The 17,583-nt window shown below is 43.7% G+C and carries 12 protein-coding genes; 10 read left to right on the top strand and 2 right to left on the bottom strand.

Translation table 11 applies throughout. The features are described from left to right. Positions 1-144: 144 nt before the first annotated feature. Together ACHZA1_RS10220 and ACHZA1_RS10215 are read right to left on the bottom strand one after the other, a co-directional pair. Entirely contained in the window at positions 145-369 is a 225-nt protein-coding gene (locus ACHZA1_RS10220) for a DUF3820 family protein (RefSeq protein ID WP_320051782.1), read from the bottom strand. Positions 370-417: 48 nt separating this feature from the next. Further along, on the bottom strand, positions 418-2,787 hold the full coding sequence (locus tag ACHZA1_RS10215) for a DNA topoisomerase 3 (protein ID WP_320051781.1): 2,370 nt from the start codon (positions 2,785-2,787) through the stop codon (positions 418-420). Between the two features lie 411 nt (positions 2,788-3,198). Here ACHZA1_RS10215 and ACHZA1_RS10210 point away from each other — a divergent pair, with 411 nt between their 5' ends. The 10 genes from ACHZA1_RS10210 to ACHZA1_RS10165 all read left to right on the top strand — a co-directional run bounded on the left by ACHZA1_RS10210 (position 3,199) and on the right by ACHZA1_RS10165 (position 17,089). Then, a complete protein-coding gene (locus ACHZA1_RS10210) occupies positions 3,199-3,756 on the top strand; it encodes a thioredoxin family protein (RefSeq protein ID WP_320051780.1) in 558 nt (185 codons plus the stop codon). Positions 3,757-5,440: 1,684 nt separating this feature from the next. Next, on the top strand, positions 5,441-6,142 hold the full coding sequence (locus tag ACHZA1_RS10205) for a VIT family protein (RefSeq protein ID WP_320051778.1): 702 nt from the start codon (positions 5,441-5,443) through the stop codon (positions 6,140-6,142). Between the two features lie 616 nt (positions 6,143-6,758). After that, positions 6,759-7,172 (top strand): hypothetical protein, encoded by a 414-nt coding sequence (locus ACHZA1_RS10200; RefSeq protein ID WP_320051777.1) that lies wholly within the window; start codon positions 6,759-6,761, stop codon positions 7,170-7,172. A 24-nt stretch (positions 7,173-7,196) separates the two neighbouring features. After that, complete coding sequence (locus tag ACHZA1_RS10195) at positions 7,197-7,700, top strand: hypothetical protein (protein WP_320051776.1); 504 nt, start codon at positions 7,197-7,199, stop codon at positions 7,698-7,700. A gap of 721 nt (positions 7,701-8,421) precedes the next feature. Then, on the top strand, positions 8,422-9,651 hold the full coding sequence (locus tag ACHZA1_RS10190; RefSeq protein WP_320051774.1) for a VWA-like domain-containing protein: 1,230 nt from the start codon (positions 8,422-8,424) through the stop codon (positions 9,649-9,651). A gap of 1 nt (position 9,652) precedes the next feature. After that, positions 9,653-10,774: an AAA family ATPase gene (locus ACHZA1_RS10185; protein ID WP_320051773.1), complete on the top strand. Its 1,122-nt coding sequence runs from the start codon at positions 9,653-9,655 to the stop codon at positions 10,772-10,774. Between the two features lie 6 nt (positions 10,775-10,780). Next, positions 10,781-13,498 carry a hypothetical protein gene (locus tag ACHZA1_RS10180; RefSeq protein ID WP_320051772.1) on the top strand — a complete coding sequence of 906 codons (2,718 nt, stop codon included), beginning with the start codon at positions 10,781-10,783 and terminating at the stop codon, positions 13,496-13,498. 456 nt (positions 13,499-13,954) lie between these two features. After that, a complete protein-coding gene (locus ACHZA1_RS10175; RefSeq protein WP_320051771.1) occupies positions 13,955-14,539 on the top strand; it encodes a YceI family protein in 585 nt (194 codons plus the stop codon). A gap of 57 nt (positions 14,540-14,596) precedes the next feature. Next, positions 14,597-15,925, top strand: a complete 1,329-nt coding sequence (locus tag ACHZA1_RS10170) for a hypothetical protein (RefSeq protein ID WP_320051770.1) — start codon at positions 14,597-14,599, stop codon at positions 15,923-15,925. A gap of 495 nt (positions 15,926-16,420) precedes the next feature. Beyond that, the gene (locus ACHZA1_RS10165; RefSeq protein WP_320051769.1) at positions 16,421-17,089 is read left to right on the top strand and encodes a YceI family protein; all 669 of its coding nucleotides are present in this window, start codon (positions 16,421-16,423) and stop codon (positions 17,087-17,089) included. The last annotated feature ends 494 nt before the right edge of the window (positions 17,090-17,583 follow it).

Here is a 17,583-nt window from a genome sequence, read left to right as displayed (position 1 = left end):
CTAGGATTAGTATGCGCAAGTATTTCCGATGGTCCTGCATGTTACGTTTTGATGTTAGCGTGGCGAATATAGCGCAATATCCTGTAAAGAATACACTTGAGGTATTTCTTTTAACTACGCCTACTCGCTTTTTTTGAAGAACTTCTACCGTTTTACCAGCGGCCAAATGAGACTTTCTAAGCCATTCAGCTTAATCTCGTACATCTGCTCCAGCATTTGTCCCAGCTCTCCCTTTGGAAAGCCCTTCTGCTTATACCACACAAGGTAGGGTTCGGGAAGTTCAACAAGTAATCGACCTTGGTACTTGCCAAAGGGCATGCGGGTGTTGGCTACCTTTAATAGGAACTGGCGAGGATCGGGGGTAAGCATGATTTTATGAAGTTAGATGAAGGAATCTTTAAAGTGAAAGAATAAAACTTAATCATCCTTCCTCAAATATTCGTCCAGTAACATTAAATTCAACTCTCTATTAGGGTACTTGAATTCAATCTCGTCGAAGGAGACCTTAAAGGTGCAGCCTTCCTTCCAGCGGCTGCAGCCAAAGGCGGTTTTGCCCTGCAGTATTTTTCCTTGTCCGCAGGAAGGACAGGTAAATTCATCTGTATATTCAAACTTTTTCTCCTTTGCAGGGATTTCGTCGCGCTGCAGTTCCACTTCGCCATTGGCGTTAAGGGTAAGGATGCCTTCGCACTTGGTACCATCAAGGGTAAAACCCTTAATCTTGGAAGTTTTTCCGTTGGCGATGAGGCTTTCGACCTGCTTGTCGGTTAGCTTCTTGCCAAACTGTTCGAACGAGAGGCGGAAACCGCATCCATTCTTATATTCGCTGCATCCATAGGCGGTTTTCCCCTGCAGCACCTTTCCCTTCTTGCACTTAGGGCAGGTAAGCTCGGCAGGTTTGTCGTCCTTCGGCTTCTTTTCGCGCTTTGCTTTTGCCTTTTTGCCATCCGATTCGCCCTCTGCCTCCTTTGCGGCAGGCTCTTCCTCGATAGTGATGCTATGAACCTCTCTTTCGGTGATCACCTCTACCACAAGCGCCTTTACCATCTCCTTCATCTCGGCTAAAAAGTCGGTTGCCTGGTAGTCGCCCTTCTCAATTTGGCGTAGCTTTCGCTCCCAAATACCGGTTAGCTCCACCGATTTTAGCTGCTCGTTGTTAATCGTCTGAATTAGCTCGATACCCGTAACTGTTGGCTCCAAATTCTTACGCACGCGGCGGATGTACTTCCGCTTAAACAGCGTTTCGATGATGTTCGCCCGCGTTGATGGACGTCCAATTCCGTTTTCCTTGAGCGCATCGCGCAATTCCTCGTCGTCGACCTGCTTTCCGGCGGTTTCCATGGCGCGGAGAAGCGTTGCTTCGGTGTAGGGCTTGGGCGGTTGCGTAAATTTCTCCTGAACTCCCGGCTCGTGTGGACCACTTTCGCCCTTTACGAACTCGGGCATCAGCTGGTCGTCCTTATCGGCAGGGTTTTCGTCATCATTTTCCTTATCGTCCTCCTTCTTCTTGAAAAGAATGCGCCATCCATCCTCCAAAATCTGCTTACCCGTTGCCTTAAACGGAATTTCGGCAGCCTCGCCCAGCACGGTGGTGTTGGAGACGATACAGTCGGGGTAGAAGGCGGCAATAAAGCGGCGGATGATGAGGTCAAACACCTTTTTCTCGTTGTAGGTGAGGTTGGGGTTGAACTCGCCCGTTGGGATGATGGCGTGGTGGTCGGTTACCTTGCTATCGTCGAAAACCTTCTTGCTCTTTTTGATTTTCGACTTCAGCAGCAGCTCGGTAAAGGTCTCGTAGGGCTTAAGTCCCTTGAGAATACCGGGAATCTTAGGGTATACGTCGTCGGGAAGGAAGGTGGTATCCACGCGGGGGTACGATACCTGCTTCTTCTCGTATAGGCTTTGGATGTAGCCGAGCGTTTCCTCGGCGGTAAAGGCAAACTTCTTGTTGCACTCCACCTGAAGCGACGTTAGGTCGAACAAGCGTGGCGGCGCTTCGGTTCCCTTCTTCTTTTCGAAGGAGGTGATGGTGAAGAGGCTCTCGCGAATCTTCTCGAGGATGTCGGCAGCCTCGTCGGCAGCGGCAAAGCGTCCCTGGGTTGCAGAGAAGATTACGCCGCGGTAGAGCGTTTTCAATTCCCAGTAGGCTTCGGGGGTAAAATTGACGATCTCGAGGTGGCGGCGAACGATAAGCGCCAGCGTGGGCGTTTGAACTCGCCCGATGGAGAGCACCCCCTTGCCGTTGCTGTACTTTGTGGTGTACAATCGGGTGGCATTAATGCCCAAGAGCCAGTCGCTTATGGCTCGGGCATGCCCGGCATGGAAAAGTAGATCGTACTTGCTGCCCTCCTGAAGCTTGTTAAAGCCCTCGCGGATAGCTTCTGCCGTAAGCGACGATATCCATAGCCGTTTCAGCGGCTTAGTGTTCTGCGCAAGCGAGAGTACCCATCTTTGAATGAGCTCTCCCTCCTGTCCGGCATCGCCGCAGTTAATTACCTCGTCGCATTCGCCAACGAGGCGCTTGATGGTGTTGAACTGTTTCTGGATTCCCGTATCGTCGACTACCTTAATCTGGAATCGCTGCGGAATAATGGGCAGGGTAAAGAGGCTCCACCGTTTTAAATCGGGATGGTAGTCCTCCGGCATCTTAAGGGTGCAGAGATGACCGAAGGTCCAGCTAACCCAGTAGCCATTGCCCTCGTAGTAGCCATCGTGGCGCGACTTGGCGCCCAAGATTTCCGCCAATTCCTTGGCAACGCTGGGTTTCTCGGCAATACAAAGCTTCACGGGAGTATCGGTAAATGGTAATCGTGCTACGAAGATAGCAAATTAGATTAGAACACGGATTTTGGGTTAACCTCAAAGGACAAAACAAGTACATGTATCCGAATGATTAACTACAAAGGGCGCAAAGGATAGCATAAAGGACACAAATATAATTGCTAAGGCAAGCGAAAGAACGACATTTACTACCAACGCCTATTCAACGCTGTGAATCCTCCCGCTTTGGCGGGAGGCAAGGGGTGGGTTGTAACTCTTAAGATTAACCTCAAAGCCCACAAATACAAAATCTCCGTGCTCTCTGTAGCTCTGTGCCTCTGTGCTAAAAACCACAAAGAACTCAAACATCTACCAAAATAAAACGCTGAACCATTCTATTTCAAATCTGTTTACCAAAGTATAAAAAAACCAAATGCCATGTCAGCAACCGAATCGAATATGCTGCCGCTGGGTACGGTAGCCCCAAAGTTTATGCTTGTAGAGCCTCTCACCGGGCAAATTCGCTCGCTCGACGGGCTGAAGTCGGAAAAGGCAACGCTCGTTATGTTTATCTGCAACCACTGCCCCTTTGTGAAGCATGTAAACCCGCAGCTGGTGGCGCTTGCCTACGATTACATGCCCCAAGGCGTTAGCATCATTGCCATAAGCGCGAATGATGTAGAGGAGTTTCCCAAAGATTTGCCCGTAAAGATGGCAGAGGTAGCACAAAAGCTGGAATATCCCTTCCCCTACCTCTACGACGAGACCCAAGATGTGGCGCGCGCCTACCATGCCGCCTGCACGCCCGACTTTTTCCTTTTTGATGGAACGATGAAGCTGGTTTACCGAGGTCAGCTCGACGGATCACGCCCCTCCAATTCCATTCCCGTAGATGGAAGCGACCTGCGCAGGGCTATTGATGCGGTTCTTGCGGGCAAAAAGGTGGATGAGAGGCAGCTTCCGAGCATCGGGTGCAACATAAAGTGGAAAGGGTAGCCCATACCGCTGAGGGCAAACCGCAGCAAGTATTTTATCGCCTAGCAAACCGCAAATGTCGGGTAAATCCCCGCGCATAGCTCTACAATCCCAAAAACAACCTAAGCTCCTTCACGAAATACATATTCATCACCGTTTTTCAGAATAAGTAGGCGAAATCAAGAAGATGTGATCCATTTTTTTTCGATAAATTCTTGCGTTTCATAGAGAAGTGATGGTGTTTTTTTGATAAAGTCATCCACTTTTAGAAGGATATCACCCATTTCCGAAGGAATGTAACCGAAATTCAAGGCATAGTAATCCAAAATCAGGGACTTACAATTGTACTTCGGAGCAATGTTATCCGTTTTCTTCTAACAGTGATACCATTTTTTTGAGAAGTAACCCCAAAACAAGCAATGGTTAGGCTGTTGCAAGCCCATGTAGCCTATTTTTTAGAAGCGAGTGTGCAGCTTTTTCAAAATGTTTTGCTTTTGCAGCCGAATGTTTTTGTAAATCCTAGGGATGTATTTCATTTTTTTGATGAAGTAGCTGATTTTTTCGAATGAGTAAGCAAAAGACAACGAGCATCACCCCATTTTCGAGCAGTAGCTCGCCGTTTTTTTAAAGAGTTCACCCAAAACATGCAAAGTTCACGCTCTTGAAGCGACCCGGTAGCAGCTATACGAGTATAGGAACCAATAATCGGAGCCATCTTTCCCATTTTTTCCGTATGTTTTTCATTTTTCGGGGGCAATTCCTCATTTTTTTTCTAAAAGTTATCGCCATAAATGGAAATGTAACGCTCTGAATCGTTCAAATACCCAAATGTAAGCTAATCTCATGCAGAGGTTTCGAGTAGCTCACCAGTTTTTTCGTACGAAAAGCAGCCTGTAACCGCTGCATCTCAGCAAATTAACCACAAACAGCGCGGAAACACTCAATTTTAACACACACCGTTTAGCTCAATAAGCTTAAATACCTGCAAAATGGGCTTTCCGCCAGTATTTGGAGCTACATGCCACAGTTCGACTGAGACTCCTGCCCCTACCCTTCAAGCACTCTTAAAGGAAGTACCCCTTGTCATGCCCATTCCCAACTCACCCCTAAATCCCCTCTCTTAGCCGAGTGGTTGGTTTACCAGTAAAAGAACGTTTCGGCTTCTGCTTTCTTTACTCAGGCGAAGCCTGCTCGGCCAAAAGAGGGGACTTCCTGCGCTCCGATTAAGCTGCAGCTTATATCCGTGCCGCTGCCCCCCTCTTTGCGAATGGCAAGTATATGCCGCTTACGGTATGGGCAGGCTCTCTAATGCCATTCGGAGAGAAGGGGATTTGGGGTGAGTCGGATTTGCGAAGCGCTTAGCTACCCCGTAGCTTCGCCTGTACGCCTACGGGCAAAAACCTCCACGTAGCACTGGCAAGGCTTGCCCTTTTACTGGCTAAGCTAAAATAAACTTGCACCTGCCGCAGAACCGCAGCGTATAATAACTAAATTGCCCGCCTACTTATAATCGGTAAGCCTAAGGTAAGCATGGTAGTTGAAGAGCACTTCGTTTGCGCCCCGTTCGGGGTGGTGGGTTTACGGTTTAAGTGGATAAATGCAACAGGAGCTAGGGTTATACGCCCAAAATGGATGGGTAACCACAGCTTTATTGGGGTTATAAACGAGTTAGGCGTAATTATATAACAACCAAACAAAAAAAAGAATGATAACAATAGACAATTATTTGGACAGCCATTATATACATAGAAGTAATTGGCTAAGAGCAGCTGTTTTGGGGGCAAATGATGGAATTATTTCAATTTCAAGTCTTGCTATTGGTGTTGCAACAGCAAGTACAACAAGAGAGCCAATTATATTGGCAACAGTAGCAGGTCTTGTGGCTGGTGCTTTATCAATGTCTGCAGGAGAATATGTTTCGGTAAGCTCACAAACTGATACAGAAAAAGCAGATATTGAAAGAGAAATGAAGGAACTTAAAGAAATGCCAAAAGAAGAACTTAATATATTGGCTCAAATCTATGAAAAACGGGGACTAAAAAAAGAAACTGCTATGCAAGTAGCTATTGAATTAACGGAAAAAGATGCTTTGAGTGCACATGTTAGAGATGAATTAGGTATTAATGAGATTAGCCAAGCTAACCCAATACAAGCAGCATTAGCGTCTGGTACGGCATTTACTGTTGGTGGTATTTTACCCCTTTTAACAATCCTCTTTGCACCAATAAAAGGTATGGAATATTGGCTGTATGGTTTTACAATAATTTTTCTCGTTATTTTAGGAACGATGGCTGCAAAGACAGGTGGTTCAAGTATTCTAAAAGCTATTTTAAGAATTACAGTTTGGGGAACAATTGCAATGGGATTATCCGCATTAGTTGGTTATATTTTTGGAGTGAACGTTTAAATAAAATTTGGAAAATGCAAAAACTACGCCTAACACGCGGTCATTAATATTGGGGTTTAAGCGGTTTGCTAAGTGTGGCGCCCACAGGCAGCAGTTCTTATCGGTTGATAAGTTCGCAGGCACGCAAACCCCAGTTCAGCGCAATCTCAATTAACCGCACGAGGCTCGGCGCATTTTACAATTCCGTCGAGCTTAAGTAGCGGTCTTTGACCGCCATTAAGCAGCAAGCTTTCACCACCACATAAAAGCGCAGCCATACCAACGGCTGCGCTTTGTTTTTTGCTGCCTCAGCCGAATCTATTCTGTAGGCTATGCCTGCAATGATAGAGTTGACGAAGGCAGAAGCCTTCGCCTAACAAGGAAATAGCCTAGAGTAAAACTCGGGGTTTTAGTCCGTAAGCGGTAAAAACAACTCAGATTGTAAAAGCGAAACAAGAATGAGTGCAGTCTTTCACCAACGTTGATGAAAGACTGCAATACCAACTGCATGTGACCATTAAAAGGACATTTACTTTCACATGAAATCCATGCCAAATGCAGCCATTGGTAACTAACGGTAGAATAATATAGCTAGATTTGGATCCTAAAATTGTACAACCAATCCAAATAGGCAATAATGGAGCATAACATTCCGCAAAAAGGATACGGAAATCCTTTTATGGTATACTACTTTTTCTTTCTGACGTACTTTATTCTAATTATCTTCAGCGTAACCGTTTATGTAGCACTATATGGCACCATCGGGTTACTACTCTCGCTTATACTAGCCCATGTTGATAATCGGCAAAATGAGAAGAAGGATGTAGCATTGTACATCATATACCCATTAGCCTCCGCCATATCCCTTTTCATTTTCATATTTATATTCTACCTAATGTCGGGTAGAATCGTTAACATATCACGCCTGTTCCTGCTTATAATCCCGCTAATTTGTGTAATTCCAGGCTACTTTACCATCCGAATATACCAAAGTATCGTAAATAGGAAGCTCGAAAATAAATACTGGGAAGAATACGATAAAACCCATTAATCACATCTAATATACTTACTAGTAATGAGAGGTATTCTTGGCATCGCTCTGCTATTTCTCGAAATAAAACGCATAACAACAAATATTATTAAGCCTATTAGGCTAAAGCGTATTTTAAAGAAGCTAGAGACCGATTTAAGCTATAGAACAACAGGCACCGATGAAATTGACTATCTAGTTGGGAAAGACGTAAGCTCCGAGTACAGCTTCCTATTTATACAGTACAAAAAGCGCATTGCCAACATTAAAACTCCCAAATTTGATGTAAGAGGGGTGTTTGATTTAAATCCCGATTCATTCTTAGTGGTTGTTCTATGCAACGATTCAGATTTAGCAGTAAATAGCTGGGGCGGTAATACCCTAGAACGGTATGTACGGATCCTTTACTTCAAGGTAAACCGAAATGCAAAAGAGTCGAGAGTAGAGATGTACTCATTTATTTATAACGATTTAAGCCACAAGAACACGCTAGAGGAGTTTTACAATTTAGCGAGCAAGCATATAAAAGAAGCCTCTATGACGTTTTAGGAGGGTAATGTCCTGCTTCCCTCTGCTCAGCCTAGCTAAGCTGGAGAGCAATCCGATAGATTCTGAAAAGAAGCCCTTCTGGTTATTCGCAAGGTTACTTTACTCCTCAGTTCGGCTGTGGCAGGAGCCCATAGCCAAACAAGGAAAGTAGCAGCTACTGCTGCATAGAAACAAGCTACAATAACCTACAACCAGAAGCCCAAAGGGCTTCAACCTTAATAGCCCCGAGTTTCACTCGGAGAATTAGGCCGTAAGCGGTAAAACAACTCCAAAGGGGTCAAATGTATTCGCAAAGTAGCGGGCCCTCCCTCCTATACATCCCCCCACCCTATTCGTCACAGAGCTGGTATCAGCAATTTTTTGTTGTTCCTGGAGAGGTTGCCGACAAACACCCCTGTTATATCTTTACCCGCCCCATTTTTGCTGCAACCGCCGCACAACCGCAGCTTAGAATCGCTATATTGCCACCCTAATTACATACAAAATTTGATAGTATTCATAAGCAAGAAAGTGATTAAGTATATTTGCTACGAAAGAATTAGAGGGAAATATTTACTTGTGAATGTTCTGTAGAGAATTGGATGAGGCTGAATGATTGGCAGTAGCTGTTTCAAAAGTTCGATAACTTATATCGAATAAATAAAACAACAATAAGTCTTGACAAAAATAACAGTAGTAAGGTTTATGCTATAATTAAACCTATTCGTAAACTTATTAATAGATGTCTCTGAATATTTTAGAAGAGGTTACCAAAACGAGCATAGAGCTACTTTTAAAGGAACCTTTTTATGCTCATTTTTTTTCTACATTAAATAAGGAGGTTGTACCTAAGCAGCATTCCGTTGCTACAATGGCCGTAGGGTTAAGGCATAATTCTTTTGTGCTAATAATCAATGAACATTTTTGGTCTTCCATTTTAACCAACCAAAAGCATCGCTACGGAGTCGTAAAACACGAAGTGCTACATCTAATTTTCAACCATTTACTAAGAAACGTAAAGGAGAATGGTAAGAATTCGCTTTTGTTGAATATCGCAATGGACCTAGTTGTTAACCAATATATTTTATCGGATCATTTACCGGAGTATTCTATCTTTTTGGATACATTCCCCGATTTAGATTTAGAAAAAGATCAAACATACGTTTACTACTACCAGAAGCTAAATGTTCTCCAAGAGGACATTGATAATCACATTGGACTATGCGATAGCATATCGGCTAAAAATTTGAAGAGTATAGAAAAGCAAAACCATGGATTAGAGCGGCATGCTACATGGGATGAATTTAATGTAATGTCTACCACTGAGCGAGAACTACTTGAAATACAGCTAGAAAACTCCATCAAAATAGCACGTTCTAAAACTTCCGAAAAAAACTATTCGCAGATTCCTCATGGCGTGCGTATTAGAATTGACGAAATTCTATTGAATAATAAGCCAATTGTTGATTGGAGAAGAGTTCTTCGACTGTTTTCGGAAAGTAGCGTAAGAACAAGAATTAAGAATACGCTAAGAAAACCATCTAAAAGGTATGGAACTAACCCAGGCCTCAAAATCGTACAGAGACATAAAATATTAGTTGTATTGGATACATCAGGAAGTATTTTGCTAGACGAACTCAAAGATTTTTTTTCGGAAGTTAGGTTTATGTGGAAACGAGGGGCCGAGGTTTTCATAGTAGAATGCGATTCTGTTATTCACAAAAAGTATTGGTACAAGGGTGTGCATCCCAATGTTGTATATGGTGGGGGCGGAACATCGTTTGATTTACCTTTGAAATTTGCCAATGAGGAGTTTCATCCAGATGGGATAGTATATTTTACAGATGGAATGGCAATGTCTCCCACGATTGTTTCTAAGGCGCCTGTTTTATGGGTGATTAGCAAAAATGGGATTGCAATAGGAAGTGAACATTTTACGAATTTAAAAGGACGGAAAGCAAAGATTTTGTAGTATGAGTAAGGAACAGCAATTTGACTACCAAGTTTACGGCGCTAAGGTATCGAGTTTAGAAATAGAAAGCCTGCTAAACCATTTATTTGAAAGTTTTCCCGACCGTAAGGATTCCGTTCCTGTACCTTTATGCATATGGGGGATGCATGGAATTGGAAAAACTCAGCTTATAAAGGAGTATGCCAAAAAAAACGGATACCATTTTGGCTATATCGCGCCTGCCCAATTTGAGGAAATGGGAGATTTGGTTGGAATGCCCAAAATTACAACGAAAGAGTGCGGTAGCACAGAAACATCTATCGTACCTCCGAGCTGGGTACCACAACAAGAAGGGCCTGGCATTTTTCTAATTGACGACGTAAATCGGGCAGATGATCGGATTTTAAGGGGAATAATGCAGCTGCTACAAGACTATGAGCTGGTGAGCTGGAAGCTACCTTCGAAATGGATGATTGTGCTAACGGCTAATCCTGATGGAGGAGACTATTCTGTTACATCTATGGATGATGCAATGCTGACACGAATGATGCATGTTACGCTTGAGTTTGATGTGAAAAGCTGGGCTAAGTGGGCCGAATTTTCGAATGTAGACCCAAGAGGGATTGCCTTTGTACTTGCCTATCCCGAAATAGTCACAGGAGGAAGAACCACCCCCCGCTCATTAGTTCAATTTTTTTGTTCAATCAAACGAATTCGGGATCTAAAGGACAACTTGACCATAGTTAAAATTTTGGCAGATGGTTGTTTGGATCCTCAAACAGCAATTTCTTTTATCAATTTTGTTTCGATGGATTTGGCCAAACTCGTTACACCAGAAGAGATACTGGAAGCCTCGAAATTTGAGCCGATCCGTAATAGAATAGAGGATCTTGTTGAAGGGAAGGTGAAAAGGCTAGACATCCTCTCCGTGATTCTTACACGCCTAACAAACTACTTGGTATCCTCAAAGGCCGAGCTGACAGATAAGCAATTCGAAAATTTAAAAAAGTTTATTCAGCTGCCTACTATACCAAATGACCTGAGGTTGGCAATGGCTCAAGAGATTGTAAAATCTGAGAAAAAGAGCGCAAAAAGGCTATACGCTGTACCTGAGGTTGGAAAACTGTTGCTGACAAAAATGTAATATACTATGATTAGTCGTCTAGAATATGGAGTTACGTGGTATACAAATTCTGCCACAAAAGAGGTTGCAATCTATTTGAATAAGCCCTTTAAAGTTGAAGATCTAAAAAGACTATACCCCAACTTGAAGGGGATTAGCTTCGAGTTCGCTAAAGGCGAATTTCGGGCACTAAAGGAGAGGCAGAATGAATACTTTAAAGAGGTGCTAGAAGCTTTCGACCTAGAGGAGGTCTTAATTGATGAGCACAGTTTCTTGGAGGGGTTACCTTCCATTCTTTTTAAGCCTTCTTTGAAACGTCTGTCAATTCATTCTTTGGGGAAGACAGATGAAAAATTTGAATTGAACATCCCTTCTTACAGCCAAATAGAAGCTGTAAGCTTACATTGTAACCATATTAAGCCAAATTCAGGGCTATTTGAGTTACCGAATCTAAAACATCTCGAGTTATACCTTTGCGAAGAGGCTGTTGATCTATCAAAGTCCGAGAAGCTAGAAAAATTAACATGTACCACCCAAAGTTCGGAGCTAGGTTGGGATACCTCAAAGATGCCGAACCTAAAGGAGTTGAATGTATGGATTAATGATAGTGAAATACCGGTTAAAACCCAGTTAGATTTTCAGCACAATAGATTTTTAGAGAAACTGTCCTTGCGTGGATTCGATTATTTTCCTAAAAATCTAGGAAAATGTAGCGCATTGAGAAGCGTTTGGTTGACAAATGTGGGACAACCGTCTTCGTCGGAAAACTTTATATTTTCATCACTAGATAATCTTGAAGAACTCTACCTGAACAAATGCGGCTTAGATTATTCGCCCGACAGATTTCTAGGATCGATGCCGAACCTGCATAAGCTCTCCATCCTAAATACCGAAGGAATTGTTCAGCTTAGGGCGGAACTTTTCCGATCTATGCAGCTTACGGAAGTGGAGCTCCAAAACTGCTCGTTGCCTAAAGATATGCCAGAGGTAGCTGTTGATTCTTTAGAAACGAACTATCTGAATACGGAAAATATTTCTTCGCTTTCGGTATTTAAAAAAATCAATCTTCTTTCTAGCGTACAATCCAATTTAGGGCAGGCAGAATGGAAGCATCTTATCTCCTTGGAAGACTTCAGTTTAAAAAGGTGTCATAATGTTAAGGTTTTACCTTGCTTTAGTGAAAGCAACAGCGCCCTCAAAACAGTTGAATTGAAAGAGAACGATCTGCTGGAAACATTCCCTGAGTCTTGGAAAGATTGTCCTGCCATAAAATCTCTATTTATAGATCGATGTCCGAATCTTGTTATACCTGCTTGGGATAGTTTTTCGGAATTGGAAAGCCTTTGTATCGATTCAAAGGTGTCTAAAATACCTGCTTCCATTTTATTATGGAACCGCCTAGCAACAATTAGCATTTCTGAGAATTGCCTTAGAAAGGAAGTCGCCTTATATGTGTCGGATCTAACAAAAGTTACATTAGATGACAACTTGAAGAAAGAAACAAAGCAGCTTATAGGCTTGTTGCTCTTCGAGAATTATACGAAACAGCATATTATAGATAAGAAGCGGCTATTTTTGGATATTTTAAATTGTAAAAGCTTTAACGTACGACAGTATGCTTTATCACGATTGGATTTGATAAACGAGCCTTTTGAGGTAAATATGGATTTTCTAAAAGAAAAAACGATTGGAATTCTTGGTAAAGTTCAAAATGCAAAAACATACTATAAAAATAAGCTGTCTGAATGCGGATTGCAATTTAAGTCAAAAATAGATAATGATGTTGATGTTTTAATTGTTGGTACAAACTTTGATCTGCCAGAAGAATTCACTTCCAAACAAAGATTCTATATATCAGAAAACCAGATCGAGAAATTTGTGCAGGATGTACGACCGGGATATATCCAAAATTTGGAAACACCAGAGCTGCAAAGCCTAAGAAACTTGATTTTCTCGAATCAGGAAGAGAACGACAGACTAGTTTTAGAAATGGTAAAAGGAGGAGGTGTCGCTGAAGCTTTGCTGCCAGATTTAATGGTGGTTGCAAAGACATCCAGAGTTGATTCTGTAAAAAATGGGCTAAAGAAACTTTTGAAGGCAAAACTATCGGCTGATGCACAAAAAATACTGTCGGATAGAACAAATATGCGATTGTATGGCGAAAGTCAATTTAACTATTACCATTCCTTAGATCCCGAATTTGATGTAGCTCAGATGGCCTACACGTTCGTACAGCGAGAAAACGCAGATCCAAAGTTCTTCTTGAACACATTTAATAGTAGTAAAAATCAATTTAGGGAGGAGATGTTCCTTGGCTATTATAAAAGATATCTTGAAAAGCCTCACTATTTGACAATCCGTGAGAAGCTAACTTCAGATGAGATGCGAATAGTTCTTTCGATGCCAGAATTTAAAGGCCTTCTTAAAAGATTAATTATTTATACAGATGAAGATGTTTCAGGATATATTGATGCACTATTATTACATAAGGACACATTGCAAGAACTCCATTTCACGACTACGTCTAGTAAACTGATAGATGATATAGGCCATTTAAAAAAAATTAAAAAGTTTAGTATTAATGGCAAAAAACTAGAGAAACTTTCTGAAGGACTGCTTCAAATGAAGAAATTAAAGGAGTTGCTTATCTATAGTGATCAGCTAATTATAGAAGATGTAAAGTTTAAAGAACTTAATAAAATAGAGCATTTTTATTGTTCAGGAAACATTAAGTTTCAAGAATAGATGTAGTGGTTATAGACTCGCTTATTCACCCCTAGTTCACCGTAGTCCAAATTAAACGCACGAGGCTCGGCGCATCTTGTAAATCCCGTCGAACATAAGTAGCGGTCTTTGACCGCCATTAAACAGCAAGCTTTCACCACCACATAAAAGCGCAGCCATACCAACGGCTGCGCTTTGTTTTTTGCTGCCTCAGCCGAATCTATTCTGAGGCTATAGCCTGCAATGATAGAGTTGACGAAGGCAGGAGCCTTCGCCAAACAAGAAAAATCCCCCTTTTACTATTCTTATTTAGACTGTTTATACCATAACAGCGTAAGCAGTCGGTATAAGCGCCAGTAAGGCAGCTCTACCTCATACTGTACGCCAGCTACTATTTATACCCTATTTTAAACTAATCACCTTAACATCAGGTGCAGTATTATCGTTTACATATCAGCAAAATAAAAATCGAAGCCCATGAGACGAACCGTACATTTCATTCTCACGCTTGTGCTACTTGCTATGCTTAGCTGCCAATTTGCAGCTGCACAGGTCAGGTATACGATAAGATCCCAAAAGGTGGAAATAGTGGGGACATCAAACATCCACGATTGGACAGCGGTAGTTGGAAAGCTCTCCGGATCATCCGACTTCGTCGTGGAGAACAATACGATAACAGGCATTAAAGCAGCGGTGGTAGATGTAGATGCCAGCTCGCTTGCCGGCTCGAAGGGGGGTATTATGAACAGAAAGATAAAGGAGTGCTTCGACTCCGAAAGCTACCCCCACATTAGGTTTGTGCTGGCAAAGGTAAATGGCGTTCAAACCACAGGGAATGTATCAACCATCAACCTTGTTGGCAACATTACCATAAAAACCACCACCGTACCGGTTGAGTTTTTGGTAAAGGCAACGGCACTTGCCAGTGGCGAAATTGAGGTGCGCACATCAAAGCAAATTAGGATGAGCGACTTTAACCTAAAGCCTCCAACAGCGCTGCTTGGCACGCTAAAGACCGCCAACGACGTAACAGTAAACATCTACTTTCTTCTTAAGAAGTAGTAGTATGCCAACCAGCGTATGGCTGGCAACCCGGTTCTAATTTTAAATCACACTACGATGAAATCAAAAGTAGGATACGCGCTAGTACTTGCCCTTATTGTAGGAGGCTCCTTCGGTGCATCGGCACAGCTTGCCGATATGCAGTACTTCAACAGAAACGACCAGAACGGAAGGAATCTTTTCGAAACAGCTAAGGATGATTCGGTAAAGTATGGTGGCCAGAAGCTAAGGGTTGGCGCAGGTTTCATGCAGGCCTTCCAAACGCTCAAGAATCACAATACGGCAACACCAAACATGGTAGGTGGCGTCGATCAGAACAAGCCCATTAAGATTGAGCCCGGCTTTGGTCTTGCTGCTGCAAACATGACCTTCGACGCCCAGCTCGCCGATGGCGTTAGGCTCAACCTCACCCTCTACCTTGCCTCTAGGCATCATAACGATACGTGGGTAAAAGGGGGCTACATCCAAATGGATAAGCTTCCGTTCCTTAAGGGAGAGCTCTTCGACAACCTGATGAAGTATACCACCATCAAGGTAGGCCACATGGAGGTCAACTACGGTGATGCCCACTTCCGCCGCAACGATAACGGGAACGCCATCCTTAACCCATTTGCCGAAAACCTTATCATGGATGGTTTTGCCACCGAAATTGCCGGTGAGGTTAACGTGCACTACAACGGGCTGATTGGCGTATTGGGGCTAAGCAATGGCCTGCTTAAAGGCGATGTTATAGAGAAGACCAACACCAAAACGGGCAAAACCCGCAGCAAGAAACCCTCCGTTTATGGCAAGCTTGGCTTTGACGGCTACCCTGTAGAGGGGTGGCGCCTCCGCGTTACCCAATCGGGCTACTTCAACGGCGGATCAACCAGCAATACGCTCTATTCGGGCGACCGTGGTGGATCCAGCTACTGGGGCGTGCTTACCAGCTCCACCGATCTAACCGCAAACATGGCAACCGGCCGATACTCCCCCGATTTCAGCTACCAGGTTAGCTCCCTAATGAGCAACATCTTCACCAAGTACCGCGGGCTGGAGCTCTTTGGCACTTACGAATGGGCAAAAGGACGACCATACACCAATGACGTAGCCCAGGTGGACAAGCGTACGGTACACCAAATTGCAGGAGATCTACTCTACTACTTTGGTGAAAAGGAAAACTTTTACGTAGGCGCTCGCTATAACAGGCTTAGCGGAGAGCTCGCTCCAACCGCAATGGATGCCGACATCACCCGTAAGGCATTTGCTGCAGGTTACTTCTTTACAAAAAACATACTGCTAAAAGCTGAATACGTGAAGCAAACGTACGATGGCTTCCCTGCAAATAACATCTACAACGGAGCCAAGTTCGACGGGTTTGTCGTAGAAGCAGTGGTGGGGTTTTAACACTTACCTAAATGAAAAAGTGCAGAGCCAGAGATTTCACCTTTATGACTTTTATTTTAGAGGAGTCCTCTATGAACCACAGAATAGAAAGGTTGCCCATATTTGCTCGCTTAACAACGGCAGGCAAACGTAGTGTTACCAACCGCTTTCTTCCGTAGACACCATGGCGCAGCCATACCAGACTGGCACGAATCCCTGTTTGAGCGAGGTCGCCTCCACAATGACCCTCAATGTTGTAACGGTCTTAGGGCTATTACCACATTTGAGGAAGCGCCATTTCTCCGCGACCGAGCGAGTTAATTCGTGCCAAGGCCTTTTGGTTCTTTTGGGCCAGCCAAAAGAACGGAAAAGAATAAATACTTCGCAGATAAAATCATAGCCAGCATTCAAGCCCTAGAAGAATTCTGTGCTTATTATTTTAAAAGTGATATACCTGATTGCTGGGCAGGGAGTTTACCTTGGCAGACCTCCCTGCCCTACTTTAGCGGATTGCTGATGCTACAGATATTTCTACTACAGGCTGTTTTTTTAGCTCTTGGGGCATCCAACAACCCCGACGTTCACACCTATGCCTACGAAATACTTTCCGGTAGCCAGATATCCATCTCTGGTAAAAGCAACATTAACACGTTTAGATGCTATACGGCCAATATCCCGCGTAAAGGATCCTTTTTAGCTTTCGAACCCGAAGGCGTTAATGTAGTAGATTTCTACCATGCCGATGTCGATCTGCTGGTAAAATCGCTCAGCTGCGGCAGCAAGCTAATCGAGAAAGATCTGAACAGATCCCTTATGGCCGATAGGTACCCATTTATTATGCTAAGCTTTAAGGATGCCAAGCTAGTTGCGCGATATCCAAATAGAACAGCAAAATATCAAACCACCTTAAGCATGACGATTGCCAGCACAACCCGCAACGTGGGAGTGGACATTCTTCTTCAGCAGGTAGATCATAACACGTTTAGGATAGTAGGTAGTCAGGTTATTAGCATGACCGATTTTAATATAAAACAGCCAACAGCAATGTTTGGAATGATAGTCGTAGATCGTGAGATTACCATTAGCTTCAATATTCTCGCAGCTGTATATAAGGATGTTCTTGGAAGCTATACAATCCCCATAGCGGGCAGTAGCAATTCCTCTGCTCAGCGTAAGCTAGATTAAACGCACGAGGCTCGGCGGAATTTGGCTACGCCGAGCTCCGCTTCGCAACGATGGTAATAGGCTACGTCGAGCTTCTGTTTCGTCGAGTTCAGCTCGGCTGAGTCCCCTGCCCATAGCCGTCAAGCTAAAAGATACCATTCTTAAAGGAAGACCATATGCCTGCCCATTCCCAACTCACCCCTAAATCCCCTCTCTTAGCCGAGTGGTTGGTTAACCAGTAAAAGAACGTTTCGGCTTCTGCTTTCTTTACTCAGGCGAAGCCTGCTCGGCCAAAAGAAGGGACTTCCAGCGCTCCGATTATGCTGCAGCCTATATCCGTGCCGCACCCCCCTCTTTGCGAATGGCAAGTAGGCGCTTACAGTATGAGCAGGCTCTCCAATGCCATTCGGAGAGAGGGGGATTGGGGGTGAGTCGGTTTTGCGAAGCGGCAAGCTCCTCTTTCGTTGCTTACCCATCCTTAGCTTGACGGCTATCGGCAGGAGCCTTCGCCAAAC

This window comes from uncultured Acetobacteroides sp., from assembly GCF_963667355.2.
Taxonomy (GTDB): Bacteria; Bacteroidota; Bacteroidia; order Bacteroidales; family ZOR0009; genus Acetobacteroides.
Note: the sequence above shows the minus strand (reverse complement) of the source record. Positions and strands in the feature narration are given on the sequence as shown.

What these genes read in the sequence shown, in the direction of transcription:
- ACHZA1_RS10220 (WP_320051782.1), bottom strand. Translation starts at nt 369, where the DNA reads ATGCTTACCCCCGATCCTCGCCAGTTCCTATTAAAGGTAGCCAACACC.
- ACHZA1_RS10210 (WP_320051780.1), top strand. Translation starts at nt 3,199, where the DNA reads ATGTCAGCAACCGAATCGAATATGCTGCCGCTGGGTACGGTAGCCCCA.
- ACHZA1_RS10205 (WP_320051778.1), top strand. Translation starts at nt 5,441, where the DNA reads ATGATAACAATAGACAATTATTTGGACAGCCATTATATACATAGAAGT.
- ACHZA1_RS10200 (WP_320051777.1), top strand. Translation starts at nt 6,759, where the DNA reads ATGGAGCATAACATTCCGCAAAAAGGATACGGAAATCCTTTTATGGTA.
- ACHZA1_RS10195 (WP_320051776.1), top strand. Translation starts at nt 7,197, where the DNA reads ATGAGAGGTATTCTTGGCATCGCTCTGCTATTTCTCGAAATAAAACGC.
- ACHZA1_RS10190 (WP_320051774.1), top strand. Translation starts at nt 8,422, where the DNA reads ATGTCTCTGAATATTTTAGAAGAGGTTACCAAAACGAGCATAGAGCTA.
- ACHZA1_RS10185 (WP_320051773.1), top strand. Translation starts at nt 9,653, where the DNA reads ATGAGTAAGGAACAGCAATTTGACTACCAAGTTTACGGCGCTAAGGTA.
- ACHZA1_RS10180 (WP_320051772.1), top strand. Translation starts at nt 10,781, where the DNA reads ATGATTAGTCGTCTAGAATATGGAGTTACGTGGTATACAAATTCTGCC.
- ACHZA1_RS10175 (WP_320051771.1), top strand. Translation starts at nt 13,955, where the DNA reads ATGAGACGAACCGTACATTTCATTCTCACGCTTGTGCTACTTGCTATG.
- ACHZA1_RS10170 (WP_320051770.1), top strand. Translation starts at nt 14,597, where the DNA reads ATGAAATCAAAAGTAGGATACGCGCTAGTACTTGCCCTTATTGTAGGA.
- ACHZA1_RS10165 (WP_320051769.1), top strand. Translation starts at nt 16,421, where the DNA reads ATGCTACAGATATTTCTACTACAGGCTGTTTTTTTAGCTCTTGGGGCA.